Below are 25,059 nucleotides of genomic sequence, written 5' to 3'. Positions count from 1 at the left end.
GGGGATAAGTCGCCTGAGCAATACAGATAACCGGTGAATATCCTGTGGATAGGTGGTGGATATGCCGTGCACAACCCAGAGCAAGCCGGTGGATTTCCTGTGGATATCCCCGGCTTTTTTCATGAATAAGCTGTGGATTTCCAGTGGAAAAGTTTCGTCATTTCGCCTGGAAACGACCATGGGACGGGCACTTCTGGCCGATGTGGCGAATGCACTACCGAATTCGCTCGACAATTACTTCCCGAACGCTTTTGCAAGAAATGCTGTCACGCGCGCGATGGCATCGTCTCTGGCTTCCGGCTGGGTGCCGGTGATCGGCACGACGTGGGTGCGCGGGTTGGCGAATTCCGGTCGATTGCGTACGGGCAGATTGGGGTAGTCGAAGTCGTGCACCGCACCCGGATAGATGTGGAACGTGATCGGTGCACCCCGAGCGGTCGCGTCGTGCACGAAGGCGTCGCAGGGAACGGCTTTGGTCCAGACGTCGTCGGCACCGGTGAGGAGCAACAGCGGGATCGGCGTTGACCAGTCCGCGCCCTGCGCCTTCGTGTTGCACCAGCCGGGATAGAACGCGATGGCGGCGACAAAATCCGGCGCCGGTTGGGTGTCCTTGTCCCGCGTGCGTCCGGGGCTCTTGGGGCCGATAGAGAACAAAACCGTGCCGCCGCCGTGCGACCAACCCATCAAAGCGATGCGATCCGGGCGGATGTCCGGCAAGGCCTGAAGGTAGCGCAATGCGCCGTAGGCATCGCCGGGACGCTCCACCGAAGGCCGCACGGGGCCGTTGTTGGCGCACTCGCTGGGCTGCGCCCGCGAGGTGAAGCTATCCACCGCCAGCACTGCGTAGCCTTGCGCGTTCAACCGCCGCGCCCAATCGAGCTCGCGGCCGTCGATCTTGCCCTTGCGTGTGAACATCCCGTTGCAGCCATGCATGAAGACCACGGCGGGCGTGGGGCTGCTGGCGTTGGCCGCTCGAAACAAATAGGCGTCGATCATCACGGGCACGCCGTTGTTGCCGGTATCCAGCGAAGGGAAGCTCACCTTCTCCTGCGCGAAGGCGCTGCCAAGCCATCCGAATGAGACACAGGCAATTGCAATGGCGAGCCGAGATCTGACGCGCCGCGCAATTCGCAACGAGACGCGGCTCATACGATGCGTTTGGTGCGCAAGATCCATAAGGCTGAATAGCATGGCAATGCGTCTCCCGGAAGGTGCTGTGGCGGCGTGCGAACGAGTATAGCCAGCCGGTAGCGTGTCAGATAGCGCGCCCGTCGCATGTCGTATTACGAACGATTGCGGGACGTGCCTCGCTAAGCATCTGCCAATCGGAGATAAGCCAGGCGCGCGCTGCCGTTTAGAATGCCGTTGGATATCTAATCAAATCGTTCCACCAATGGAACATCACGTTTATCCGGAGACATTCGACATGACCGACAAGACCGACGCAACCCGGCAAGCCCCGCAATGGCGTCTCGAGACGCTGGCCGTACATGGCGGCTACCGGCCCGATCCGACCACGCGCGCCGTGGCGGTGCCGATCTACCAGACGGTGGCCTACGCCTTCGACGACACGCAGCACGGTGCCGATCTGTTTGACCTCAAGGTGCCGGGCAACATCTACACGCGCATCATGAACCCGACGCAGGACGTGCTGGAGCAGCGTGTCGCCGCGCTCGAAGGCGGGGTGGCGGCGTTGGCGCTCGCGTCCGGTCAGGCCGCTGTCACTTACGCCATTCAGACGATCGCCGAGGCCGGTGACAATATCGTCGCCGCCAGCACGCTGTACGGCGGCACTTACAACCTGCTGGCGCACACGTTGCCGCTCTCGGGCATCACCACGCGTTTCGCCGATCCGCGCGAGCCGGAATCGTTCGAGCCGCTCATCGATGCCAACACCAAGGCCATCTTCGCGGAGTCGGTCGGCAACCCGCTGGGCAACATCACCGATATCGCGAAGCTCGCGGAGATTGCGCACCGTCACGGCATTCCGCTCATCATCGACAACACGGTGCCGTCGCCCTATCTGCTGCGCCCGTTCGAGCACGGTGCGGATATCGTCGTGCATTCGCTCACGAAATATCTTGGGGGCCACGGCACGAGCCTGGGCGGCGCTATCGTCGACTCCGGCAAATTCCCGTGGGCCGATCACAAGGTGCGTTTCAAGCGTCTGAACGAGCCGGACGTGAGCTATCACGGTGTCGTGTACACGGAGGCGTTCGGTGCGGCAGCGTATATCGGCCGCGCGCGTGTGGTGCCGTTGCGCAATACGGGCGCAGCCATCTCGCCGTTCAACGCGTTCCAGATCCTGCAAGGCATCGAAACACTGGCCCTGCGGCTCGATCGCATCACCGAGAACGCCCTGAAGGTCGCGCAGTTTCTCAAGACGCATCCGAAGGTGGAATGGGTCAACTACGCGGGACTGCCGGAGCATCCGGATCACGCGCTCGTGGAACGGTACTTGTCGGGGCGCGGCCCAGGCATTCTGACCTTCGGCGTGAAGGGGGGACGCACAGCGGGCGCAGCGTTTCAGGATGCGCTTCAACTCTTCACGCGTCTGGTCAACATCGGCGACGCCAAGTCGCTCGCCACGCACCCGGCGTCGACCACGCACCGTCAGCTCTCGCCGGATGAACTGCGCAAGGCGGGGGTGAGCGAAGAGACGGTGCGCCTGTCGATCGGCATCGAGCACATCGACGATTTGCTCGCGGATCTCGATCAGGCACTGCGTGGTCTGGCCGGTTGATTGTCCCGCCGACTCAATACCTCATTTCCTGCCAATTCAGTCGGAGTATGATGCCGGGCAGCCGGTTGGGGGCAGGCAACCGGCTGCCGGCGTCATGTGACTGTCACGAAAATGTCACGAATGCGGCGTACCGTCCTTGCCCATTTCTCAAGGATTACGCATGGATTATCTGCAAGTGCTTGTGCTCGCGATTGTGCAGGGCGTGGCGGAGTTGCTTCCCGTGTCGAGTTCGGCGCACGTCATCATGGCCGAGAAGCTCATGGGGCTTGATCCGTCGGCGCCTGCCATGACGTTGTTGCTGGTCATGCTGCACACCGGCACGATGCTCGCGGTCATCGTCTATTTCTGGAAGTCGTGGAGAGAGCGCTACTTCTCGTCGAAGTACGATTTCATTCACAACGCCAAACAGGTGATCATCGCGACAGCCTTCACCGGGGTGATCGGGCTGGCGCTGATGTTCTTCATCGAGAAGGTGTTGATGCGCGGCACCGGGCATTCCGAGATCGAGCATCTGTTCGGCAACATGTACATCATCTCGGCCGGTCTCGCGATGGCGGGCATTCTGATTCTGATCTCCGGCACCCGGCGTCCGCCGATGGGCGATCGTCCGATGCGCGGCGCCGACTCCGCCTGGATCGGTGCGGTGCAAGGCATCTGCCTGCCCTTCCGCGGTTTCTCGCGCTCGGGCTCGACCATCTCGACGGGCATGCTGCGTGGACTCGATAAAGTTCGCGTCGAAGAATTCAGCTTCGCGCTGGCCGTGGTGCTCACACCGCCGGTGATCGTCAAAGAGGCCTATCGGCTGTACAAGTCCGGCGGCGCGCAGACATTCTCGGGCCACTTCATGACGGTGCTCACGCCGAGTCTCGTCGGCATGGCGTTCAGCTTCCTCGCCGGTCTGGTGGCGCTGCGCTGGCTGTCGCGCTGGCTCGAACGCGGCCGTTGGTATCTGTTCGGCATCTACTGTCTCGTGGCCTCGGCCGTCGTGCTGGCCGCAAGTCAGTCTCTGTAAAGCGATGGACTTCGACGAGGGTAGCCCGTCAGGTGCTGCCTTCGCGATGACGCGAACCTATTGAGGGGAAGCGGGGGGAGTTGAGGAGGAAGCGAGCAGAACGTCCCGCGAACCGGGACCCCGGCAGGCCGGTGGATGACTCCCCGGCCTGCCGTTTTTTTTACAGACTTACTGACCGAAGTAGATCGATCCGGCGCGATTCACGCGGCCCGGCACTTCATACACCGGTGCGACCGTCGACGTTTGCACCGAGGCGGCCACAGGGCCCGGCTGGGCTTGCGTTTGCACCTGCGTTTGCACCTGCGTTTGCGCTTGTGCTTGTTGCTGGGTTTGCTGGGGCTGTGCGGCCGGTTGCGACTTTTCGGCGGCGCTCACAGCACCTGCGGTAAGACATGCGGCAACAAAGGCCGAAGCGATCAGAACTTGTTTCATTTTCATTTCTCCTGTCTGGCGAGACGTCCACCGTGGGCGTCGTCATTGCCGACAATCTACGCTCGCCGGCGAAGGAGAAAAATGCGATCCCGAGGAAGGGCGCATTGCTGAAAACGAAATAATGAAACGTCTGAAAGGCCGATTCATCGCGCGAAACGATAAGACCGCGCAAACGAACCGACGATACCTATGGGGAACGAGTTGACCGGTGAACCGGATCAGCGACGCGTCACTCGCGCCTGTTGACGGTGCGTACGAGCGGCACGGCTGCGCAGATACGAAGCGGTGAGCAGCGAAGCGCACGCCAGCAGAAGGAAAGAACCGAGGGCAGCCATGGTATTGCTCCTGTACGAACCGGCGTCGTTCGCGGTGCGGCGCACCTCGCGACTTACGATGCCGATTGACTTCATCATGAGCTCACTCTACTGCTGTCACCCTCTGCAAGAAACCCCTTTAGATCAAACAAGTCATTGCATATCGCGGCATTTCCCGTCGAGTCGCTGCCCGATAAGCGCCATCCGTGCGTCATTTACCCGATTTATCGGTAGTAACCTATTGATTTCAAATAGATTTTCCGAATCGGACGATCGGTTGCGTTTTGTAGACGCTCAGTTGCGAAAAAACCACGGGTTTTCCCTAAGATTCATCCATGCCAACGCGACGGACACCGCAACGCAGCAAAACGAAGTGCCTCAGGGCACCCATCGCTGCCGATGCCCCGAACGCTAGCTGATGAAGCCGTTATCAACTATTGACAGGAGTCTTACCATGAACGCCCGTATCCTTGCTGCCGTTGTCGCCGCCACTTCGTTCGTCTCGGCCTCTGCTTTCGCTGATGCCCGTTACGACAATAACGTTTCCGACCTGCAAGTGGCTGCCCAAAGCCAGGTCACTCGCGCCGAAGTGCGCAGCGAACTGGTGCAAGCCAGCGCCAACGGTCAACTGAATCAAGTCGAAACCGGCACGCCGCTGGTCACGGCAACGCAAACGCAACAGGCTGCGCCGGCAGATTCGCTGACGCGCGCTGACGTACGTGCCCAACTGAACGACCGCAACCTGCTCGATCTGGACAACCGTTCGTAAGTTGCACTAACGCGTCGACCCCAAGCGATGCGACACAGCCGGCCTGCTCAGGCCGGTTTTTTTGCGTTGTGGAAAACCGCGATGGCAACGCTTAGCGCGATGTGAGCGCGCGTGCGGCGTGGCACAAGAAAAATCTCTCGACGCGCTCGCGCGTGCCGCGCTGGATCGCAGCACAGCGAGCATCTGCCTGAATGCCGATTTTCCGAGGAACGCCTGAGCAAAAAAAGCCGCCCGAAGGCGGCTGAAGGTCGGGTGGGACCAAGGAAAAGCACAGTTGCAGCGGCGTCAGGCCGCCAGCGTTCGGGTAAGCGTGTCGTGTGCCGTGTCGAATTCCACAGCGAAGTCGCGGTGCCATTCGCGACGCATACTGTCGTCCATCCACGCGCCGTCGAGGCCGTTATGCATGAAGGCGCGTAAGTCGTCGAGCGAGAAGCCGAAGTGGCTGTACATCAGTTCCCATGCCCGTGCCGGGTTGACCTGATGCAACGTCGGATCGTCGGTATTCGGGTGAATCTTCAGGCCGAGGCCCGGCATGCGGCGAATCGGGTGATCCTGCGCCCAGCGCTCCGGTGTGAGCGTGCGCAGGTAATACGAGTTGGTCGGTACCACGGTGAAGACGATGCCGCGCTCCGCGCACTCGCGCGCGAAGTCAGGGGCGTCGACGATGGTGTAGCCGTGATCGATGCGGTCGCACTTGAGCAGTTCGACGGCCGTCTCGACGTTCGTCCACGGCATACCGAATTCGCCCGCGTGCGCCGTCGTCTTGAAGCCCGCCAGACGCGCGTTGCGATACGCCTTCCAGAAAAGCTCGGGCGGCCGGTCGTTCTCGCGATAGTCGATGCCGATACCGATCACTTCGTCGGCACGATGCGCGCGCATCCACTCCACCATCTCGACGGCTTCGCGCGGATCGGCTTCGCGGTCGATGCTCGGCACGAGACGGCCGACGATGCCGTGATCGCGCCGGGCATCGCGAATGGCGGCGACGATGGCGTCCTGCGCGCTCACGTAAGGAATGCCTGACGTGCGCACGGTGCCCGTCGGGTTCCAGAAGAATTCGCTGTAGCGCACGTTGTGAGCCGCCGCGTCGGCCAGATATTCGTAGGCGATGCGATGCAGATCGTCCGGCGTGTTCAGCAGATGCTCGTCGAGGGCGCGCAGCACGCGCAACACCCCGATGGGCTTTTCGTCGCGCGTGTAAAAGGCATCGATCTCGGCGCGGGCAAGCGGCGCATTCGATTTCTGCGCGAGCGCCACGAACGTGTCGTGACGCACCGTGCCGAGCAAATGGCAATGCAATTCAACCTTCGGCATCGCATGGAAGAACGTGCGATGCGCCTCCTGAATCTGCACGCCGGTGCGTGCGGCGGGCATGTAGCCCAGTGTCTCTGTCATAACGTCTGGTCTTGTCTTGAAGCCACCGGCAGACGGGGTATCCGCCGGGCGAACAGGGGGCCGGTCAATGGCGTCCGACCACCGTCCAGAAGTAATACGCCAGCGGCAGTGCCAGCACGTACAGTCCCCACGGCAATTCCTTGAAGCGGCCCATCAGCGCCTTGACCAGCACGTAGCACAGCAGACCGCCCGCAATGCCGGTGCCGAAGCTGTTGGAGAGGAGCGTGAGCAGCACCATTGCCAGCACCGGGAACGCGTCGCTGAAATCGTCGAACGGCACATGACGGATCGTGCTGAACATCGACAGGCCGATGAGGATCAGCGCGGGCGCGGTGGCTTCCTTGGGAACGGCCAACGCGACCGGCACGAAGAAGCACATCAGCGCGAACATCACGGCAGCGGCAATCGACGTGAGACCGGTGCGGCCCCCGGCTTCGACACCCGCTGCCGACTCGACCAGCGCTGTCAGCGCGGGAATGCCCAGCAATGCACCGCCCGTCGCGGCAATCGAATCGACGAGGAACGGACGGTTGATGTTCTCCATATTGCCGTGCTCGTCGAGCAGGCCGGCCTTGCCGCCCACCGCGAGTGTGGTGCCCAGCGTCGAGAAGAACTCGGCGGCGAAGAACGCGAACAGATACGGCAGCGCCGCAATCGTGAGCGCACTGCTCAGGTCGAGCTGAAAGGCCACCGGCGCAATGCTGTGCGGCAGCGAGACGAACGACTCGGGCAACTTGGTCACGCCGAGCGGCACGCCCGCGACTGCGGCGGCCAGAATCGACCAGAGGATGGCCCCCGGCACCTTGCGGCCTTGCAGCAGCACGGCGGTGCCCAGACCGATCAGCGCGACGATCGTGCCCGGCTTGCTGAAGTCGCCCAGCGCGAACGCGTTGGTCTTGGCGTTGGCGACGACCATGCCGGCATTGCGCACGCCGAGTACGGCGATGAACAAGCCGATGGAAGCGCCCAGACCGAGCTTGATGGCCGTCGGAATCAGTCGCGCCACCACGCTGCGTGCACCGACGGCAGTCAGCAACAGGAACAGCACGCCCGACAGGAACGCGATGGCGATGCCCGTCTGCCAGGCCACGTGTTCGGTGGCGGCAAGTGTGACCCCCACGATGACCGACCCGCCGATGCCCGGCCCGACAACGAACGGCAGGTTCGCGTACAGACCCATCAGCACCGAGAACAGCACGAAGACCAGCATGACGGCCGTGGTGGCCGCGCCGCGATCCATGCCGCCGGTGGCAAGCAGCGACGGAATGACAACGAGCAGATAGGCGGCGGCGAGGAACGTGGTGATGCCGGCCAGCACTTCGGTGCGCACGCTGGAACCGCGCCTGGCGATGGCGAAGCGGCGCTCGAGCCAGCCGCCCTGGGCGGGCGCAGTCTGGCCCAGGGGCGTCGCGCGAGCCGTCGGACGCGCCGTGTCGCGCTCAGGAGTAGAAGTCTGCATAAGCCAAGAATAGTGGGGGGTCTTTGCATGGCACTGTACGTGCACGCGACTATAAATAAAAAATGAAATTACTTATGATTCGATAATTCGAATCTATTCTTCACGAAGGCCGTGGATTCCTGAGGTATCCGGGGCTTCCGTGGTCTTGCGAAATCGTCGTCCTGTCCCCTCGTCAGGACACACAACAGGAACTCGCCATGGCGACTTCGTCCCGACGTACCCAGAACGCTGCGGCCAGTGCGAGCGAGCCGAAGGCATCCAGGGCTGCCCCAACGATAGCGGCGCCGGGTTCGCCGAACCCGGCGGTTTCGCAGGTGCCACCGCTGCCCGCGCTCACGTTGCGTCAGGTGCAGTACTTCGTGGCGCTTGCCCACTCGCGCAGTTTCACGCAGGCGGCGCACGCGCTCTCGGTCACGCAGCCGGCCCTCACGGCGGCGATCCGGCAGATCGAATTCCTGCTCGGTGGCCGGTTGTTCGAGCGCTCGGCGCACCGCCTGACGCTGACCGAAGCCGGTACGACCATCCTGCCGCTCGCCGAGCGTTTGCTCAACGCCGCGCGCGGCACATTCGACGACATGACGAGCACCTTCGCGCTGCAAGCCCAGACGGTGCGCATCGGCTTCATTCCGTCGGTCGCGGCGCGTCTGTTACCGGTGCTCGGCACCTTGCGCGAGGCCCATCCGAATGTGCGCTTCGCGCTGTCCGATCTGCCGAACAGCGAACTCGTCGCAGCCCTCGCGCGCGGTGAAATCGACCTCGGCGTCGGCGTTCGCGACGATGCCGACGAGGCCGGTCACGCCGCGCGTGCCGATGGCTTTCGGTGCGACGACCTGTTCGACGATGAGATCGTGCTCGTGGCGCGTCGCGACGACCCGCTCGCTTCGGTGGCGTCTGTCACATGGACGCAGCTCACCGAGCGCGACCTCGCGGTTTTCGTGCGCGGCAACGTCAGCGATTCCCTGCAACGCACCGGTGGCTCGCAGAATCTGCGGCTCGAACCGAAGTACCGCATGGAGTACACCGAGCCGCTTTACGCGCTGGTGCGCAGCGGGCTTGCCCTGGCGATTCTGCCCAGGCTCTACACCTTGCATCTGCACGACCCGGCGCTCGTCGCCCTCGAGGTCACGGCGCCGCGCGTCACGCGCACCGTGGCGCTGATGTCGCTTGAAGGCAAGGAGCGCGGCCCGCAGGTCAGCGCTTGCCGCGACTGGATCGTGAGGCATCTCGCAACGTGATTGGCCGCGCGCCGTGTGTCACGCAAAAACGCGGCGGCCGTTCCGGGCCACCGCGTTATTTCTACGCCGACGTCTTCATGGCGACGAATTACGGCAGTCGTGCGATACGGGCGAGCAGCGTGTCGTAGAAGCGGTCGGCGTCCACATCGGCGATCCACGTGGCATTCACGGCGCGCTTCGAGCGGCCATTCCAGTCCACGACCGTCTCACCCAGCGTGAGCTGGCCCGTCGTCTCCACGGCTACATTCACACGGCGGCCGCCAAACATTGTCGGATCGACCAGATAGCCGATGGTGCACGGGTCGTACATCGGAGCGGATTCCACACCGCGACGTCCCTTCTGGTACGCCACTTCCGCCGCGAGAATGTCCGCGACGATCGGGCCGCAACGATTCTTCAGCGCGCGGAACGGGGCCACGCGCTCCGGCGTGATCGGTGCCTTCACGCAGACGTCGCGCGGCAACACCGTCACGGGCACGCCCGCGCCGAGCACAATGCTCGCGGCGTCCGGGTCGACATAGATGTTGAATTCGGCCGCCGGCGTGATGTTGCCGCGCTCGAACCACGCGCCCCCCATCAACACGATCTCGCGCAGAGCCTTGGCGCCTTCCGGTGCGGCGGTGAGAGCGGTGGCGATATTCGTCAGCGGACCGAGCGCCACGAGTGTCACGCTGCCCGGCGCGGCGGCGCGCAGGGTATCGATCAGATACGTAACGGCGTGCTGCGGAGCGAGCGGGCCGCGCGGCTCGTGCAGCGTCACGCCATCGAGACCCGTGCGGCCGTGCACGTTCGCAGCGGTAATCAGCTCGCGCATGAGCGGCTTCGGGCAACCGGCGTAGACCGGCAGCGTCGTCGTCTTGTCCGCCCAGTCGCGCACGATGCGGGCGTTGCGCTCGGTCAGATTCAACGGCACGTTGCCGCCCACGGCGGTGAGCGCCTTCAGGTCGATCTGGTCATGCGCGCCCAGGGCGAAGAGGATGGCGATCGCGTCGTCCTGACCGGGGTCGCAGTCGATGATGACGCTGCGGCGTGCGGTGCCGCCGGCCGCCAGACGGGTGGCGCCTTCGGTCGACGTGAGTTCTGCGAAAGCGCTGCCGGCGCCGGTCGAGCCCAACGTGGCGAGCGAGGCGGCGAGCGACGTGCGCAGGAAGCTGCGGCGGCTGCGATGGCGCGATGCGCTCGTGTCGAGCGGTGCGTTCGGTTCGTTCAGGTCGGCCATGGTGTCGAACTTGTTATGCATTGAGGAAGACAGCGCGCGTCAGAACGTGTGGCGCATGCCGAGCGTCACGGCCATCTGGCGCTTCGTGCTCGAGGCCGCGTAGCCGAAGAGCTGGGCGTATCGCGCATCGCCGGCGGCTTGCTGGGCGTTGAGCGTGAGCGCGACGTCCGTGCGCTTGGACAGCCAGTAATCGGCTTGCAGGTTCACCTGATGCCATTGCGGACGCGTATTGATCACATCGTACTTGCCCGATGTGAAGCCATACGCTGCGCCGAGCACGAGGGCCGGGGTGATGTTGTAGTTCAGCGTCAGGTTGTAGTTCTGGAGATGCAGGTGCGACGCATCGAGGTACGTATAACGCACGTCCGAGAACATCGCGCCGATGAGGGCCGGGCCCCAGCGGTAGAAGCCGCCCGTGGCGAAGATGCGCTGCTGGTTCGCGTAGACGTTCGCACGCGTGGCGCTCTTCGAGAAGATCAGCAGCGGGCTGGCGTAATCGTTGGCGATGGCGCCGTCGTTGTTCGTGCCGCTGAACGGGTTGTTGTACTGCGCGTAGGCCGCATTCCAGTCGAAGTCGGCGTACTTGTAGGCGAGGCCGAAGCTGTAGGCATTGTTGTTACGGAAGCCCGTGGCCGAGTTCGAGAAGCCGTATTGCGCCGTGCCGTGGAAGCCGCCGAGCGTCGGGCTCACCCACTTCACTGAATTCTGCATGCGGATATCGTTGTATCCGTTGTCGTTGTCGCCGATGTTCACGCCGTTGCTCGAGATGATGATCGGGCCGACGTAATCGTGAATAGTGTCGTACTGACGACCCAGCGTGAGCGTGCCCCAGGTGTTGTCCGACAGACCGACGAACGACTGACGGCCGAAGGCGCGGCCGTTCTGGGCGCCCGTGCCATTCACGATGCTGAAGCCGGCTTCGAGCGTGAAGATGGCTTTGGTGCCGTTACCGAGATCTTCCGAGCCTCGGAAACCCCAGCGCGGATTCTGGTTGGTGCCCGAGAGCGCCTGCCACGTCTTGTTGCCGCCCTGATTGCTCACGTAGCCCACGCCGCCCGAAATCAGGCCGTAAATGGTGACGTTGCTTTGCGCATGCGCGGTGGTCGCGGCAAGGCTCACTGCGGCGCATGCGCCGGCAAAGCCCATACGGGCCAGAATCGTGGTCTTCATGAGGTGTGGCGTTCTCTAGGGTATTCGGGAAGCATCTGCGCGCTTGCGAGAGACGGCGCGGCTGGGACCGAACTATAGGGAACGAGGTTGTATAAATATAATTTTGATTTTTTATATATCGATAAATTGAATCGATATAAACGGGGAAGCCGCGTGGCATCTCGGGAAGGCGGACGCCGGGCGAGTGTCGTGACCCGCCGCCTTAGCGTTGCGCGAGGCAGACACCGGCCTGAGCGGTGGTGTCTGCCGGGCTGCCGGAGGGGGAGTCGTCAGTGGGCGCGCGCGAGAAGCACCGGCGCTTGCGCGATCAGATACAGCACCGCACCGATCAGTCCGCCGACGAGGGTGCCGTTGATGCGGATGTATTGCAGATCCTGCCCAACGCTCAGGCGAATCTGCCGGGACAGATGCTCGGCGTTCCAACCATGCACCGTCGAGCGGATGTGATCCGTCACGAAGTCGGCGAAGCCCGGCGCCATGCGCTCGGCGGCGTCGAGCAATTGCGCGTCGAGCGCTTTTCGCAGCGATGCGCTGCGCGCCAGTTCCTGACCGATCCACGCTGCCGCGCCGGTGATCTTGGCGCCGATCACCGAATCGTCGCGTGCAAGATCGCGCTTCACCCAGCTTCGCCATTCGTTCCACAGACCGCCTGCATAGGCGTTCAGCGCCGTGTCGCCCTTGAGTTGTGTCTTGAATGCGTCGAGCTTCGCCTGAAATTCGGCGTCGTGCTTCAGCCGTTCGATCAGCCCCGCCACCGCTCGATCGAATGCCTGACGGAGTTGATGCGACTCGTCGGCCTCCATTTGCGCAAGCAGGCGGGTGACGGCCGCCGAGATCATGTCCGAGCCCTTGTCGCCGAGCCACGCTGACGGCAGCACTTTTTCCTTCTTCGGATGATCGGTCTTGAGCCAGTCGACGATGCGTGCCGAGATGAATTCGCGCGTCTGCGGCTCGTTGAGAAGTTCGACAAGATAGTCGAGCGTCTCGTCGAGCAGTGCCTGATGGCGGCCGTCGCGCGTGAGCGTGTCCAGAATGGCGGCCGCCGATTGCGACAGGTCCAGCCGGTCGATCATCGTGTCGAGCGCGCGGCGGATGAAGGCCTGCACGTTGCGCTCGTCCATCACGTCGAGCACGCCGCTCGCCACTTTCACCAACACCGCACTCAATTGGCGCGTGTTCTCGTGCGAGCCGAGCCAGTGCGAGACGGCATCCGCCGGATTTTGTTGCTGGATGAGCCGTACGACCGACGGCGTGTCGAGAAACTTCTCGCGCACGAAGCGGGCGAGGCCGTCACCGAGGGCGTCCTTTTTTCGGATCAGGATGTTGGTATGCCGGGCGAGGCCGGGGATCGGAATGCGCCGGAACAGCGCTTCGACCGCAAACCAGTCGGCCAGTCCGCCGACCATCGCGGCTTCGGCCGCCGCGCGAATCCAGCCCGTAGCGAAGTGCACGGGCATGAAGAGCGTAGCGATGAAAATCGCCAGCGCTACCAGCAGGAAGGACAGGGCACGCCGTTCGGCGCGTTGCAGGGCGATGGCGGGGTCCATGCGCAGGCCGGCTCCTGAAAATACAAACGCCCGACAGGTTACCCCGTCGGGCGTCGGATGATAAGTCCTGTGCGGCTTTGACTTATCGTCGGGCGATCACCTCAGGCGATTATCCGCGTTGCTTGGCCTTCAACTCGAGACGGTACTTGTGCAGCAGCGGCTCGGTGTAGCCGTTGGGCTGCGTCAGACCTTCGAATACCAGCGCGCTTGCGGCCTTGAACGCCAGCGAGTCGTCGAAGTTCGGCGCCATCGGACGATACTGCTTGTCGCCGGCGTTCTGCTTGTCGACCACGGCGGCCATGCGCTTGAGCGTCTCTTCGACCTGCGCGCGCGTGACCACGCCGTGACGCAGCCAGTTCGCCAGATGCTGGCTCGAAATGCGCAGCGTGGCGCGGTCTTCCATCAGGCCGATGTCGTTGATGTCCGGCACCTTCGAGCAACCCACGCCCTGATCGATCCAGCGAACGACGTAGCCGAGAATGCCCTGCGCATTGTTTTCGATTTCCTTGCGGATCTCGTCGGCGCTCCACTCGGCCTTGGCCACGACCGGCACGGTCAGCAGACCCGTGAGCAGCGTGTCGCGTTCCTTGGCGTAATCGATCTTCTCGAGTGCCTGCTGGACAGCCTGCACGTCGACCATGTGGTAGTGCAGTGCGTGCAGCGTGGCGGCGGTCGGCGACGGCACCCAGGCCGTGTTCGCACCGGCCTTCGGATGCGCGATTTTCTGCTCGAGCATGGCGTGCATCAGATCCGGCATGGCCCACATGCCCTTGCCGATCTGTGCGCGGCCGCGCAGGCCGGCGGCCAGACCCACGAGCACGTTGCTCTTCTCGTAGGCGGTGATCCATGCCGACGACTTCATGTCGCCCTTGCGCATCATCGGACCGGCTTCCATCGCGGTGTGCATTTCGTCGCCCGTGCGATCCAGGAAGCCCGTGTTGATGAACGCGACGCGCGATGCGGCGGCGGCGATACAGGCCGAGAGGTTCACGCTGGTGCGGCGCTCTTCGTCCATGATGCCCATCTTGAGCGTGTTGCGCGGCAGGCTGTACAGGTCTTCGACGCGGCTGAACAGCTCGTCGGCGAAAGCGACTTCGGCCGGGCCGTGCATCTTCGGCTTGACGATGTAGATCGAGCCGGTGCGCGAGTTCAGTTGATGCTTGCGGTCATGCAGCGAGGCGAGCACTGTGACCACGCCGTCGAGAATGCCCTCGGGAATCTCGCGGCCTTCGCGGTCGGTGATCGCCGGGTTGGTCATCAAGTGGCCGACGTTGCGGATGAACAGCAGCGAGCGGCCATGCAGCTTCACGGGCTTGCCATCGGCACCGGTGTACTCGCGGTCGGCGTTCAGGCGGCGGGTGAAGGTCTTGCCGCCCTTCGACACGTCTTCCGTGAGCGTGCCTTGCATCAGGCCGAGCCAGTTGCGGTACAGGTCGACCTTGTCGTCGGCATCCACGGCGGCGACCGAGTCTTCGCAGTCGATGATGGTCGTCACGGCGGCTTCGACGAGCACGTCCTTGATATGGGCCGCGTCGGTCTTGCCGATCGGGTGCGTGGCGTCAAACTGGATCTCGAAGTGCAGACCGTTGTGCTTGAGCAGCACGGCGACCGGCGCGGCAGCGTCGCCCTGATAGCCGATGAATTGGGCAGGCGTTGCCAGTGCGGTCTTGCCGCTCTTGGTCGCAATGACGAGCTTGCCGTTCTCGACGCTGTAGCCGGTGGCGTCCTTGTGCGAGCCGTCGGCCAGCGGCGCGGCCTGATCGAGGAAGCCGCGCGCAAAGGCGATCACGAGTTCGCCGCGCTTCGGGTTGTAGCCGGTGCCCTTCTCGGCGCCGCCCGTTTCGGCGATGGCGTCGGTGCCGTAAAGCGCGTCGTACAGGCTGCCCCAGCGCGCGTTCGCGGCATTCAGGGCGTAGCGGGCGTTGGAGAGCGGCACGACGAGCTGCGGGCCGGCCTGTTCGGCGATTTCATAGTCGACGTTGGCCGTGGTGGCCTTGACGCTGGCCGGTGCCGGCAGCAGGTAACCGATCTTTTCGAGAAACGCACGGTAGGCGGCGGCGTCGGCAATCGGGCCCGGGTTGGCGCGGTGCCAGCCATCGAGTTCGCCTTGCAGGCGGTCGCGCTCGGCGAGCAGGGCGCGGTTCTTCGGGGCGAGGTCGTGGACGATGGCGTCGAAGCCTTTCCAGAACGCCTCCACATCGACGCCGGTGCCCGGCAGGGCTTCCTTTTCGATGAACGCGATCAGATTGTCTGCGACCTTCAGGCCGCCACGCTGGGAAGTGGAAGTCATGATGCTGTACTCGAGTTTGAAAACCAGTTTGACGCGATGTCGTCCGGCCCCGGCGCGCGTAACGGCATATTGTTTGCCGGAAAGCGCTTCGCCAGGACAGACGGAACAGACGATAAGGGGCAGTCTTATATAAGAGTTTGAGTGTAATCCTTCTCCGGGCGATCGGAAACCCAGGATTGCGATCCGTCAGACCCCCCGTAGCTTATAGGTGGCATATGGGTTGGCATATGACACCCGTGACATAAGGCTTTGCGCCCGGTGCTCGATTTCTCGTGTGCGATTGCAGCATTCGGTATGACATTTCACTTCATGAGAAGCGTGGGCGTCGCAAATGCGAAATGGCGATGTCCACGATTGGCAGGGGAATGCGTGGGCCGCCGGGTACACTCTTCGTCTGCACCGAATGCACGCTGTGCGCCGGAACCTGGCCGCACCCCCGAGAACATCTGCCCAGGAGGCATGAGTCGTGAAACAGATCTTGATGATGAGCAGCTCCCGCAAGGGCAACCTGGGCTTTCTGGCGCACGCCGGCGATCAGGTGCACGCGGTGCTCAGGGGGCGCGTGAAAAGCGTCCTGTTCGTGCCCTACGCCGGGGGCATCACCTTCAGCTACGACGAGTACGAAGCGCGCGTGAAACCGACGTTCGACCGGCTGGGCTACGTGCTCGAATCGATTCATCGCCACAAGGACGCGCGGGCGGCCATCGAACAGGCGCAAGCCGTTGTGGTGGGGGGCGGCAATACGTTCGCGTTGCTCGACCGCATGTACAACGCGGGGATTGTGGGTCTGTTGCGCGAGCGTGTGAACGCCGGCATGCCGTACGTGGGATGGAGCGCCGGGGCGAACGTTGTCTGCCCGACCATTCGCACGACCAATGACATGCCCATCGTTGAGCCGCCGACACTCAAGGCGCTCAACCTGATTCCGTTTCAGGTGAATCCGCACTTCATCAGCGGCAAGCCGGCCGGGCATAACGGCGAGTCGCGCGAGGAGCGTCTCGCCGAGTATCTGGCGATCAATCCGGACGAGAGCGTCGTCGGTATCCCCGAAGGCACGGCACTGCACGTGCAGGGGGAGAACGCCACGGTGCTCGGCGAATTCGACGCGTTGCACTTCAGGCAGGGCGGCGCCGTCGACAAGATCGCGACGGGCAGTACGTTTGCGCTGGCGTCAATCTGAGTTGTGCGGATTCGATGCGACTGCGCATCTGACGGATGACGCCGTGAAAGATCAGTCATCCGAAAATTCTGAATTCTGACTTTTCGCACCCGATCGCGTTCTGCTGGCGTACTTCCGCTGGCAGAATGCAAGGTCAAACTGGATGCGCGCTTTCCCCTCGGAGCGTGAGATGGGATGACGGGAGATGGGGATGCCCCTCAACCGTCGTCGGCATGTTCGATGGGGGGAGCATGGTACGCAAATACACGAATCTCGAACTGACCCGAGACCAGAAGCGCAGCATCAAAGCACTATGCGAGCGAAACAATTACCGAGGGGTTGTTTCCCTTGTTTCCGACTACGTCTGGATCCTTGCGGCTTGTGCGCTGTCGCTAAAGGTACATCCGTTGCTGTACCCCTTGTCGATCCTGATTATCGGGACACGACAGCGCGCATTGGCAAGTCTTTTTCATGACGCATCGCACGGAATCTTATTCAGATTCCAGGGATTGAATCGCGCTGCGGGCCGAGTCTTTTGCGGCTGGCCAGTCATGCAATCCATGCTGGCTTATCGCCGATCCCACGTGATCGCACACCACGCCCGATTGGGCGATGCCGTTCGCGATCCGGATTTCCGGGAATTGAACGACGCGGGAGTGTATGAGACCCCACGAGGTCCGCGCTTTTTCCGGCGATTCGTTCTAAGCGCGATAGGCGGTCGTTTGACGATCCGGTACATCAAATCTCTCCTCCTGAGTCGCTTGTCGTTCTCATCCCGGCCGAACGAGACGCAGATCGAGTCTTGGTTGATCGTCGCCTTTCATGTGTCCATCGCTGCCACTGCCTACGCTTACGGCTGGTTGGGGAGCCTGATGCTCTTTTGGTGGATCCCTTTGGTTCTGGTCTTTCCCCTCGTCGGCTGGTTCAGCGAGTTATCGGAGCATTACCCATTCATGGAGGCGGCCAACGAGTGGCCATTCAGCTCGCGAAACCGATATTCCTTCTGGGTCGAGCGCCTGTTCATCGGCATGCATGGTGACTCGTTTCACCTGACACATCATCTGTTGCCCGGCGTTCCCCATTGGCATCTCGCTGCCGCGACCCGGATTCTCAGGGCAGACCGTGCGTTCGCGGAATGGGACGACAGGTGGGGCGGCATCTTCTCGTCGGACCGTAAAAGCCGAGTGTCCTTTATCCACTTCGTGAAAACACCCTCGACGCCCTGACGGTGCCGTTTCAGCGCCACCGCAAACGCCATATTCGAAATGCGCTTCTTCGCTCGAACGAGCTATGGGCCCGAGGCCTGTGCGCTGCTCGCCGCCCTCTTGAACGGCACGATCGGTGTATTGACGCGCACCGGATTCGATCAAGGGGCAACGCCCGGCTTGATCGCCTTCTGGAAGTGCTTCGGCGCATTCGTATTGGTCGCTGGACTCTGCGCATGTCGACCGCAGCTAAGGCAGCAAACCGTCAGTCTCGTCAGACGCTGGCCGCAGTTTGCGTGTCTTTCGCTACTGGGTATCTTCGGTCTTTACTCCTTTGAAACGAAGGCGTTCGCGCAGGCGTCGATTCCGCTGGTTTCCTTCCTCACCTATGCCGCAGGCGGTGCCACTATCGCGTTATCCGGCCTGTTGCTTGGGGAAAAGGTCACGCGCCAGACGATTATCGCCTTCGCTGCGATCGTCGTGGGTGTGGGATTGATGAGCCTGTTCGAGCACGGCGTGACCGGTAGTTTGTCCGGCATTGTGCTGGCGTTGGCTGGCGGGTGCGGCTATGCGCTGTTCATCTTCCTTTCCAAGTGGTTCAGGATCGGTTCGGGATTGCCTCAACTGGTATGGCTCTTCGGATTCGGAAGTCTGTTTCTGCTGATGCCGCTTTTGCGCGAGGGCTTCGCGATACCTGAGGGTTCCACATGGATAACCGTGTGTGCGCTCGTCTTGCTTCCCACCATCGGTGGCTTCTATTTCACAACGCGTGCGGTGGAAGGCGGGCAAGCCAGCAAAGTGCAGATCATCGAGACCAGCGATCCCCTGTTTGCCACGCTTTTTGGATTCGCGCTGCTTGGCGACCGATTGAGCGATGCAGGGATGCTTGGCGCAGGTTTGATTGCGGTGGGACTCCTGATCGCGGTCTGGCATCGGCCCGACCGATGTTTGCATAGCGCATCAGCCGAGTGACCAAACAAAACCGCCGCCCGGGCGTGAGCCTCGGGCGGCGGTCGGTCGGCACGCGTCATGAGGGAGTGCGGCGATGCCGTCCCTCGTGCTGGCAGTGTCGATCCGGTATCAGGCGTCGTCGTCGAGCCACGGCACTTCGACGTCGGTCAGGAAGGCGACCATCGCGAGCGGACGCGCTTCATGGCGGCCCATCTTGCCATCGGCGCGATGCCACACCACCCGGAACGTCTCCGGATACTTGTCGGCGATCAACTGCACGGTGCGCAGCTCTTCTTCTTCGGCCTCGTCGATGGGGCCGTCGAACGACAGCACGAGTGCCTGCGGCCACACACCGTTTTCCGGGTCGTAGACCTTGTCGCCGTTAGGCACGTCTACCACCGCTTCGACGCCGATCGTTGCCGACGCCGCCACGATCATCTCGCCAAGCGCGCGCAGTAGCGCAGTTGCACGGGCAGAGTTGATCTGGCGCATGGCGAGATCGCCGCGCGTCAGCGCTTGTTCCAGCTTGGGATCGGTTTTTTGTTTGGACATGCGGTTCCTCGGTAAAGCGTTAGCCACCACGTAGCGGCCGTGCCATGTCGCTGCGACACCGGCGTCATACGTGGGGTTCCGATGCTACCACCGTCGCGCACGCCGGGGCGCATTACAATGCGGGTTTTCGATATTTCCGGTTTTCCGCACGCCGCCGCTCTTCGGCCTGCGCTGCCCTGGAGCCACGCTGTCATGGATTCGCCAAAGTCGTCAAAGCCCGCCCAAGCCGGTCAGTCGCCGCAAAACGCCACGCCGGGGGCGAGCGATGTCTATATACGCCTGCTCGGCGAAACTGCCAAGATCGACTGGAAGGATCTGGAGTCCTTTTTCGCGCGCGGCGTGCTGCTATACGTTGCCCCCGGTGTTGATCTCGTGTCGGTCGCCGAGGCGGTTGCCAACGACGATAAGGACACCGTGTCCCAATGGCTTTCGTCGGGTATGGTGCAACGTATGCAGGCCGAACACGCGACCGATTTCGCCGCGCGCACGCCGGCGTTGTGGGCCGTCGTCGTGGCGCCCTGGGTGCTGGTGCAGGAGCGCGGCATCGTCGTGTAATGAATCGGCGTTGCGGCCGCTCCCGATGCGGCGTGATGCCTCGCGGTTATTCTGTAACCCCCGCCTCGACGAGGCGTCGCGTGCAATCTTCCAGCAGATCTTGCGCGACGACCGACGCGTACGCGTAGTCTGCGTCGAGCGATTCCATCATTTCATGCGCGGTGTACAAGCCGGCTTCGCGAGAGAGTGAGCCAGCCAGCTCGCGCGCGAAGTCGTCGCTCAGCGTCGAGAGCAGACGCCGTTCTTCCAGCGGCAATTGCAGCTTCGAGCGCGATAGCCACATTTGCGCGAGTGTGGCGCCCTGCTTGTCCGTCATCCACTGTCCATGCTCGTAGAACGCCGACAGACGCTCGGCCGTCAACGCGAACAGCAGCGCGCGGCGGGTGTTGAAATTCAGACGAATCGGAGTGGCTTCCGGCATGACGGCAACCGCATTAAGCGGACAAAATCGGGATCAGGGGGCAAAGGTATCACGCGAAGAGTCGCAGCAGCGCATTGCGGGCGTGCCGGATCAGATCGGTTTCGTCGGCGCGTCCGGGCAGCAGGTGGAATTCTGCGCGCGGCAGCGGCGGCAGACCGAGGGACGGCGGGCACACGATGAGATCGGACGTGAGTGCCGATTCGTTCAGGCACGAGATGCCCAGCCCTGCACCGAGCGCCAGTTGCATGCCGGCCACGCCCGCTGCGGAGTGAGAGACGCGGTAAGGCACTTTGTGTCGCTCGAGCACACCGAGCACGAGGCTTTGCAGCGCGCACGACGGCGGCAGCGTCACCAGCGGCAGCGGTTCGCCGACGGGCTCGGCCAGCGACGACGACATCGCCCACACGAGACGTTCGCGGCGCACCAGCGTGCCCGGCGTTCGATAGCCCAGCGCTTTGGCGCCTCGGCCGACATCCTCGTTCATCAGGCGCAACGCCAATCCCACATCGAAGTGTTCGCCAGTCAGCGCGGTGCGCTCGATCTGCGCACTTTGCATGGCGCTCACATGCAGGCGCAGGCGCGGATACAGACTCGTGAACCGTTTGAGGACACGGCCAACGTCGTGCGGACGGTAGTAATCGGTGATGGCGATGCGCAACTCGCCATCGAGCAGCACGCCTTGCAGGTCTTCGAACGCCGCCTCGGACAGCGCCGAGATCTGCCGCGCATAGGCGAGCAGTCGCGTGCCGGCGGGGGTGGGTCGCATGCCTTTGCGCGAACGCACGAGCAACGGCTGTCCGGCACGCGCTTCGAGCTTCTTGAGCTGCTCGCTGACGCTCGATTGCGACAGAAAGATCTGCTCTGCGGCTGCCGAAATGCTGCCGGCGTCGTGAACGGCGATAAAGGTACGCAACTGCGTGAGATCGAAGGCGCGGGCGTTCATGGTGGCTCTTGGGAAGTCTCGCTTTTGAAGAGGCGTCGGAGGCGCGCACCGCACACCGCCTACATTCGGAGTTAATCCGGAAAAAACGATATAAGGCATCGAATTTTCCCGCTTTTCCGATGGATTGTCTATCCGTAGGATGCGGAGCATGGCGTCTTGAACCCAGGCTTCACGGGGAGATGGACGCCGCGACTTCTCTCCTCTGAGCCGCGTGCCTGTGGGCCGCGCACCGTGTCACACATGAATGAACGCCTATGTACTGCCCCTGCTACCGCCAATCAGGCGCCACCTGTTCTGGCCGTTCCGGCTGTGCCAACCGTTACCCACGCCCTCGGTCGTAACCATCGCTGGAAGGTATTGGGCGTCGGCGTGGCGGCCAACGGTAGCTTTGCTGCCGCCATGGGCGGCATTCCCGCCACCGCCGTGCAGATGCGCAGCGCTTACGGGCTGGCTAACGGCGATCTCGGCATCGTGCTCGGCATGATCGGCCTGGGTATCGCCATTTCCGAATTACCGTGGGGCATGCTCACCGATCGCTGGGGCGACAGGCGGGTGCTGCTTGTCGGGCTGCTGGTGACGGCGGCGGCGCTCGCCGGCCTGGCGTTGTGGGGGGTGCCGACGGCACATTTCGTGCCGTCGATGCCGATGCTCGCAGCGGGGATGCTGGCCATCGGCGTACTCGGTGGCAGTGTGAACGGATCGAGCGGGCGCGCGATCATGCGCTGGTTTCATGATAGCGAGCGCGGTCTGGCGATGAGCGTGCGGCAATGCGCCGTGCCGATGGGCGGCGGCATCGGTGCGCTGGTATTGCCGGGCACGGCGCTGTATTTCGGCTTCCGCGCGGTGTACTTCGAATTGGCGCTCGCGTGTGTCGCCGCCGCATTCATGGCGTGGCTGTGGTTGATTGAGCCGCCGGAGGAACCGCACGAACCGGATGACAAGGTGAGCACGGCAGCCCGTGCCGCGAGCGCTACGGGCGGGCGTCCCGCCGCGAGCTACACCCCGTTGCGCGACGCGCGCTTACTGAGCACAGCGCTGGGCATGGCAGTGCTCGTGATGCCGCAAGTCGCCGTATTGACGTTCGGCACCGTGTTTTTGCATGACTTTGCGCACGTGAGCGTGGCGACGATCTCGTTCACGCTAGTCGCTGTGCAGACGGGGGCTGCGATCACGCGTGTGTGGAGCGGGCGTTATACGGACAAGCGTCGTAATCGCCCGGTGTATTTGCGCGTGTGCACGATTGTCGTCGGCGTGGTTTTCGCGCTTCTGGCGCTGCTCGTGACGGCGCTCGCGCATCGCCCCGATTGGCTCGCACACGGCACACCGTGGTTGATCGCGCTGTTGATTGCGGGCGGCGTCGTCGCGTCGGCGTGGCACGGTGTCGCATTCACGGAGCTGGCAACGCTCGCGGGCGCCTCACGTGCCGGGACAGCGCTCGGCATCGGTAACACAGGCGTCTTCCTGACGATGTTCCTTACGCCGCTCACGATCCCGCTGCTGCTGTCGATTGGCGGTTGGGGGCTGGTATGGGCGGGTGGCTTGATTTGCGCCGCGCTGGCGTGGCCGCTCTTTGTCTGGTCGCATCGCGACCGGTCGCGCGGCTGAGCCTTGGCGAAAGTCATAAGCGCGGTCATCGGGAGTCGACATGGCTGAGGGGGATGCGTTGCGTGGCCTATTCGTTGGTCGCGAAGCGGCGCGAGCGCTTTCGCATCCCTAGCCCTTAGGGGGGGGCGTTAGGACATCGCCAACGGGCATCTTGAGCGCTGCGGCGAGAGGCCCCATCATGAGCATCGATTCATACGTGTGAAATTCTGGAACGCTCACCGAGGAAGCGATGACATGAGAGATCTGCCGCCTACCGCCACTTTGCGCACATTTGAGGTCGCGACACGGCACGCGACGTTTACCTCTGCGTCAGAGGAGCTGCACATCACCCAAAGTGCGGTCAGTCATCAGCTAAAGCACCTCGAAGACCTGTGGGGGTTGCAGCTGTTCGAGCGAGGCAAGTCATTACGCCTGACACCTGCAGGTGCAGCCCTCGCGCCGATCGTGCGTGAGTTCTTCATGAGTCTGGGGGCAACGCTCGCCGACCTGAGAGAGAAAAAAGGCCGAGTCCGGCTGAGGGTCAGTACGACGTATTCCTTTGCCCTGAAATGGCTGTTGCCCCGGCTGCCGAGTCTGTCCCGGCAGCACCCGGAAATTCTGGTCACACTCGAAACCACCGACACTGCCATCAAGTTTTCGAGCACGGAACCGGAGGTTGCGATCCGTTTCGGTAGTGGAAATTACCCGGCACTGCATTCGGATTTCATGTTCAGGGAGCAGATTTTTCCGGTGGCCAGTCCCGATCTTCTGAACCGCTTTGGCGTACCGTGCGAACCTGTCGAATTATTACGCTACCCGCTGCTCACGCGTGATGGCTCAGATTTGGTGCCGAAATGGGCGCTTTGGTTTCAACACGTCGGGGTGGCCATATCGGCGCTCAAGGAAAGCGTCAGATTTGCCGACACCAACATGACGATTGAAGCGGCGCTGTTGGGGCAGGGGATTGCACTGGCAAGAAGTGGACACGTTGAAGCCGAGATCGGCGACGGCAGTCTGGTCCGACTGTTTGACGTCCCATTCCCTTCTCCGGTGGCCTACTACTTTGTCTGCCCGAAGGGCGTCGAGTCACAGCCCCACATCGTCAACTTTCGCCACTGGCTGCTGGCGGAGTCCGGCAAGGCTCAGCAAAGCTATCGGTAACCCATGAGGATTGACTCATCATGCAATGAGGAGACTTCGCTTAACCAAGGGGCCGACGATGCTTAGTATGGCGCATGCCTTTTCACATCGTTCTCCTGGTACTGATGGCGGCCCTTCTGCACGCCAGTTGGAATGCGCTGCTGCGTGGCGGGGCCGACCGGCTTTGGTCGATGACGATCATGTGTGTGGCCGTTGCGATCGCCAGCGCCACAATCGCCCTGTTTCTGAAGCCGCCAGCCGAAGCCAGTTGGGGGTATGCCGTGCTTTCCGCGGTGCTGCACGTTGGCTATAACCTGTTTCTTGTCAGGAGCTATCGCGCGGGCGAACTCGGGCAGACCTATCCGATTGCACGAGGCTCCTCCCCCGTGATGATCGTCGTCGCGGCATCGGCGTTCGCTGGAGAGAAAATCGGGATCGATGCCCTGCTCGGCGTTGTGCTGGTGTCAGGCGGTATCGTTTTCCTGGCCTTCAACGGGCGCGGGCTTGCGGTCACCAGCCTGCCGTACGCCTTGGGAACCGGGTGTTTCATTGCTGCCTATAGCGTGGCAGACGGCATCGGCGTGCGCCTGTCCGGCGCTCCGCTGGCCTACACGGTCTGGATGTGCGCCTTGTGGGGCATCTTGATGCCAGTGGTGTACATCGGGCTGCGCGGCGCAGGTAGTTTGCTGGCCATCCGCCCCGGATTCACCCAGGCATTTGTCGGCGGGTTGGTCTCTCTTCTGGCCTACGGGATTGTGATCTACGCCATGGCTGGCGCGCCCATGGGGGCGGTATCGGCGCTGCGCGAAACCAGCGTGCTTTTCGCAGCGTTGATTGGGTATTTCTTCCTTGGCGATGCGTTGACCGTTCGGAAGATGCTGGCGTGCACCGTCATTGCCATCGGGGCGGCGATCATCGGATGACGCTCACATTAACGAGCGTCGCGCACTCGTATGACCGGAAT

The 25,059-nt window shown here is 62.8% G+C and carries 23 protein-coding genes; 11 read left to right on the top strand and 12 right to left on the bottom strand.

The annotated features are described in order from the left end of the window. Positions 1-234: 234 nt before the first annotated feature. Positions 235-1,041, bottom strand: coding sequence for a dienelactone hydrolase family protein (locus tag PCO31110_RS04535; protein ID WP_246189720.1), 807 nt, complete (start codon positions 1,039-1,041; stop codon positions 235-237). Positions 1,042-1,426: 385 nt separating this feature from the next. Between PCO31110_RS04535 and PCO31110_RS04530 the strand changes: the two genes are divergently transcribed. Then, positions 1,427-2,743 carry an O-acetylhomoserine aminocarboxypropyltransferase/cysteine synthase family protein gene (locus tag PCO31110_RS04530; protein ID WP_010806761.1) on the top strand — a complete coding sequence of 439 codons (1,317 nt, stop codon included), beginning with the start codon at positions 1,427-1,429 and terminating at the stop codon, positions 2,741-2,743. 160 nt (positions 2,744-2,903) lie between these two features. Next, entirely contained in the window at positions 2,904-3,755 is an 852-nt protein-coding gene (locus PCO31110_RS04525) for an undecaprenyl-diphosphate phosphatase (protein WP_150689719.1), read from the top strand. 168 nt (positions 3,756-3,923) lie between these two features. On the opposite strand, the gene PCO31110_RS04520 is transcribed toward PCO31110_RS04525, so the two are convergent. Together PCO31110_RS04520 and PCO31110_RS04515 are read right to left on the bottom strand one after the other, a co-directional pair. Next, entirely contained in the window at positions 3,924-4,187 is a 264-nt protein-coding gene (locus PCO31110_RS04520; protein ID WP_150689718.1) for a hypothetical protein, read from the bottom strand. Between the two features lie 218 nt (positions 4,188-4,405). Then, positions 4,406-4,600 (bottom strand): hypothetical protein, encoded by a 195-nt coding sequence (locus tag PCO31110_RS04515; protein ID WP_010806758.1) that lies wholly within the window; start codon positions 4,598-4,600, stop codon positions 4,406-4,408. Between the two features lie 355 nt (positions 4,601-4,955). On the opposite strand from PCO31110_RS04515, the gene PCO31110_RS04510 reads away from it, so the two are divergent. Next, complete coding sequence (locus tag PCO31110_RS04510; protein ID WP_174979311.1) at positions 4,956-5,270, top strand: DUF4148 domain-containing protein; 315 nt, start codon at positions 4,956-4,958, stop codon at positions 5,268-5,270. A gap of 285 nt (positions 5,271-5,555) precedes the next feature. On the opposite strand, the gene PCO31110_RS04505 is transcribed toward PCO31110_RS04510, so the two are convergent. Both PCO31110_RS04505 and PCO31110_RS04500 read right to left on the bottom strand, forming a co-directional pair. Continuing rightward, complete coding sequence (locus tag PCO31110_RS04505) at positions 5,556-6,665, bottom strand: adenosine deaminase family protein (RefSeq protein ID WP_150689716.1); 1,110 nt, start codon at positions 6,663-6,665, stop codon at positions 5,556-5,558. Positions 6,666-6,729: 64 nt separating this feature from the next. Then, on the bottom strand, positions 6,730-8,124 hold the full coding sequence (locus PCO31110_RS04500) for an NCS2 family permease (RefSeq protein ID WP_150689715.1): 1,395 nt from the start codon (positions 8,122-8,124) through the stop codon (positions 6,730-6,732). Positions 8,125-8,321: 197 nt separating this feature from the next. Here PCO31110_RS04500 and PCO31110_RS04495 point away from each other — a divergent pair, with 197 nt between their 5' ends. Beyond that, on the top strand, positions 8,322-9,359 hold the full coding sequence (locus PCO31110_RS04495; protein WP_010806754.1) for a LysR family transcriptional regulator: 1,038 nt from the start codon (positions 8,322-8,324) through the stop codon (positions 9,357-9,359). A gap of 88 nt (positions 9,360-9,447) precedes the next feature. Here the strand turns inward: PCO31110_RS04495 and PCO31110_RS04490 are convergent, their stop codons facing one another. The 4 genes from PCO31110_RS04490 to PCO31110_RS04475 form a co-directional block, all read right to left on the bottom strand. Then, the gene (locus PCO31110_RS04490; RefSeq protein ID WP_150689925.1) at positions 9,448-10,578 is read right to left on the bottom strand and encodes a nucleoside hydrolase; all 1,131 of its coding nucleotides are present in this window, start codon (positions 10,576-10,578) and stop codon (positions 9,448-9,450) included. A 39-nt stretch (positions 10,579-10,617) separates the two neighbouring features. Then, the gene (locus tag PCO31110_RS04485; RefSeq protein ID WP_246177692.1) at positions 10,618-11,724 is read right to left on the bottom strand and encodes a porin; all 1,107 of its coding nucleotides are present in this window, start codon (positions 11,722-11,724) and stop codon (positions 10,618-10,620) included. A 293-nt stretch (positions 11,725-12,017) separates the two neighbouring features. After that, on the bottom strand, positions 12,018-13,295 hold the full coding sequence (locus tag PCO31110_RS04480; RefSeq protein WP_150689714.1) for a DUF445 domain-containing protein: 1,278 nt from the start codon (positions 13,293-13,295) through the stop codon (positions 12,018-12,020). A gap of 109 nt (positions 13,296-13,404) precedes the next feature. Beyond that, positions 13,405-15,585 carry a malate synthase G gene (locus PCO31110_RS04475; protein WP_150689713.1) on the bottom strand — a complete coding sequence of 727 codons (2,181 nt, stop codon included), beginning with the start codon at positions 15,583-15,585 and terminating at the stop codon, positions 13,405-13,407. A gap of 466 nt (positions 15,586-16,051) precedes the next feature. Here PCO31110_RS04475 and pepE point away from each other — a divergent pair, with 466 nt between their 5' ends. The 3 genes from pepE to PCO31110_RS04460 all read left to right on the top strand — a co-directional run bounded on the left by pepE (position 16,052) and on the right by PCO31110_RS04460 (position 18,921). Beyond that, entirely contained in the window at positions 16,052-16,765 is a 714-nt protein-coding gene (gene pepE / locus PCO31110_RS04470; protein WP_010806749.1) for a dipeptidase PepE, read from the top strand. A 230-nt stretch (positions 16,766-16,995) separates the two neighbouring features. Beyond that, complete coding sequence (locus PCO31110_RS04465) at positions 16,996-17,970, top strand: fatty acid desaturase family protein (RefSeq protein WP_174979308.1); 975 nt, start codon at positions 16,996-16,998, stop codon at positions 17,968-17,970. A gap of 39 nt (positions 17,971-18,009) precedes the next feature. Next, entirely contained in the window at positions 18,010-18,921 is a 912-nt protein-coding gene (locus PCO31110_RS04460) for a DMT family transporter (RefSeq protein WP_150689711.1), read from the top strand. 108 nt (positions 18,922-19,029) lie between these two features. On the opposite strand, the gene PCO31110_RS04455 is transcribed toward PCO31110_RS04460, so the two are convergent. Continuing rightward, positions 19,030-19,452, bottom strand: a complete 423-nt coding sequence (locus tag PCO31110_RS04455; RefSeq protein WP_010806746.1) for a hypothetical protein — start codon at positions 19,450-19,452, stop codon at positions 19,030-19,032. Positions 19,453-19,644: 192 nt separating this feature from the next. On the opposite strand from PCO31110_RS04455, the gene PCO31110_RS04450 reads away from it, so the two are divergent. Beyond that, positions 19,645-20,007: a DUF2288 domain-containing protein gene (locus PCO31110_RS04450; RefSeq protein WP_150689710.1), complete on the top strand. Its 363-nt coding sequence runs from the start codon at positions 19,645-19,647 to the stop codon at positions 20,005-20,007. Positions 20,008-20,053: 46 nt separating this feature from the next. On the opposite strand, the gene PCO31110_RS04445 is transcribed toward PCO31110_RS04450, so the two are convergent. Together PCO31110_RS04445 and PCO31110_RS04440 are read right to left on the bottom strand one after the other, a co-directional pair. After that, on the bottom strand, positions 20,054-20,428 hold the full coding sequence (locus PCO31110_RS04445) for a hypothetical protein (protein WP_010806744.1): 375 nt from the start codon (positions 20,426-20,428) through the stop codon (positions 20,054-20,056). A gap of 49 nt (positions 20,429-20,477) precedes the next feature. Then, positions 20,478-21,371 carry a LysR family transcriptional regulator gene (locus PCO31110_RS04440; RefSeq protein WP_150583652.1) on the bottom strand — a complete coding sequence of 298 codons (894 nt, stop codon included), beginning with the start codon at positions 21,369-21,371 and terminating at the stop codon, positions 20,478-20,480. Positions 21,372-21,680: 309 nt separating this feature from the next. On the opposite strand from PCO31110_RS04440, the gene PCO31110_RS04435 reads away from it, so the two are divergent. From PCO31110_RS04435 to PCO31110_RS04425, 3 genes are all read left to right on the top strand, one after another. Then, the gene (locus PCO31110_RS04435) at positions 21,681-22,976 is read left to right on the top strand and encodes an MFS transporter (RefSeq protein WP_246189719.1); all 1,296 of its coding nucleotides are present in this window, start codon (positions 21,681-21,683) and stop codon (positions 22,974-22,976) included. Between the two features lie 234 nt (positions 22,977-23,210). Next, positions 23,211-24,116, top strand: coding sequence for a LysR substrate-binding domain-containing protein (locus tag PCO31110_RS04430; RefSeq protein WP_150689708.1), 906 nt, complete (start codon positions 23,211-23,213; stop codon positions 24,114-24,116). A 74-nt stretch (positions 24,117-24,190) separates the two neighbouring features. Next, complete coding sequence (locus PCO31110_RS04425) at positions 24,191-25,018, top strand: EamA family transporter (RefSeq protein WP_010806740.1); 828 nt, start codon at positions 24,191-24,193, stop codon at positions 25,016-25,018. Positions 25,019-25,059 lie beyond the last annotated feature (41 nt).

The organism is Pandoraea communis (assembly GCF_902459745.1).
GTDB classification, from domain to species: Bacteria; Pseudomonadota; Gammaproteobacteria; order Burkholderiales; family Burkholderiaceae; genus Pandoraea; species Pandoraea communis.
Note: the sequence above shows the minus strand (reverse complement) of the source record. Positions and strands in the feature narration are given on the sequence as shown.

Bases quoted from the DNA above. Each gene is read 5' to 3' on its own strand.
- PCO31110_RS04510 (WP_174979311.1), top strand. From the start codon at position 4,956: ATGAACGCCCGTATCCTTGCTGCCGTTGTCGCCGCCACTTCGTTCGTC.
- PCO31110_RS04490 (WP_150689925.1), bottom strand. From the start codon at position 10,578: ATGGCCGACCTGAACGAACCGAACGCACCGCTCGACACGAGCGCATCG.
- PCO31110_RS04495 (WP_010806754.1), top strand. From the start codon at position 8,322: ATGGCGACTTCGTCCCGACGTACCCAGAACGCTGCGGCCAGTGCGAGC.
- PCO31110_RS04480 (WP_150689714.1), bottom strand. From the start codon at position 13,295: ATGGACCCCGCCATCGCCCTGCAACGCGCCGAACGGCGTGCCCTGTCC.
- PCO31110_RS04460 (WP_150689711.1), top strand. From the start codon at position 18,010: ATGCGCTTCTTCGCTCGAACGAGCTATGGGCCCGAGGCCTGTGCGCTG.
- PCO31110_RS04440 (WP_150583652.1), bottom strand. From the start codon at position 21,371: ATGAACGCCCGCGCCTTCGATCTCACGCAGTTGCGTACCTTTATCGCC.
- PCO31110_RS04475 (WP_150689713.1), bottom strand. From the start codon at position 15,585: ATGACTTCCACTTCCCAGCGTGGCGGCCTGAAGGTCGCAGACAATCTG.
- PCO31110_RS04455 (WP_010806746.1), bottom strand. From the start codon at position 19,452: ATGTCCAAACAAAAAACCGATCCCAAGCTGGAACAAGCGCTGACGCGC.
- PCO31110_RS04515 (WP_010806758.1), bottom strand. From the start codon at position 4,600: ATGATGAAGTCAATCGGCATCGTAAGTCGCGAGGTGCGCCGCACCGCG.
- PCO31110_RS04505 (WP_150689716.1), bottom strand. From the start codon at position 6,665: ATGACAGAGACACTGGGCTACATGCCCGCCGCACGCACCGGCGTGCAG.
- PCO31110_RS04530 (WP_010806761.1), top strand. From the start codon at position 1,427: ATGACCGACAAGACCGACGCAACCCGGCAAGCCCCGCAATGGCGTCTC.
- PCO31110_RS04425 (WP_010806740.1), top strand. From the start codon at position 24,191: ATGCCTTTTCACATCGTTCTCCTGGTACTGATGGCGGCCCTTCTGCAC.
- PCO31110_RS04500 (WP_150689715.1), bottom strand. From the start codon at position 8,124: ATGCAGACTTCTACTCCTGAGCGCGACACGGCGCGTCCGACGGCTCGC.
- PCO31110_RS04445 (WP_010806744.1), bottom strand. From the start codon at position 20,428: ATGCCGGAAGCCACTCCGATTCGTCTGAATTTCAACACCCGCCGCGCG.
- PCO31110_RS04485 (WP_246177692.1), bottom strand. From the start codon at position 11,724: ATGGGCTTTGCCGGCGCATGCGCCGCAGTGAGCCTTGCCGCGACCACC.
- PCO31110_RS04430 (WP_150689708.1), top strand. From the start codon at position 23,211: ATGAGAGATCTGCCGCCTACCGCCACTTTGCGCACATTTGAGGTCGCG.
- PCO31110_RS04525 (WP_150689719.1), top strand. From the start codon at position 2,904: ATGGATTATCTGCAAGTGCTTGTGCTCGCGATTGTGCAGGGCGTGGCG.
- PCO31110_RS04450 (WP_150689710.1), top strand. From the start codon at position 19,645: ATGGATTCGCCAAAGTCGTCAAAGCCCGCCCAAGCCGGTCAGTCGCCG.
- PCO31110_RS04520 (WP_150689718.1), bottom strand. From the start codon at position 4,187: ATGAAACAAGTTCTGATCGCTTCGGCCTTTGTTGCCGCATGTCTTACC.
- PCO31110_RS04465 (WP_174979308.1), top strand. From the start codon at position 16,996: ATGGTACGCAAATACACGAATCTCGAACTGACCCGAGACCAGAAGCGC.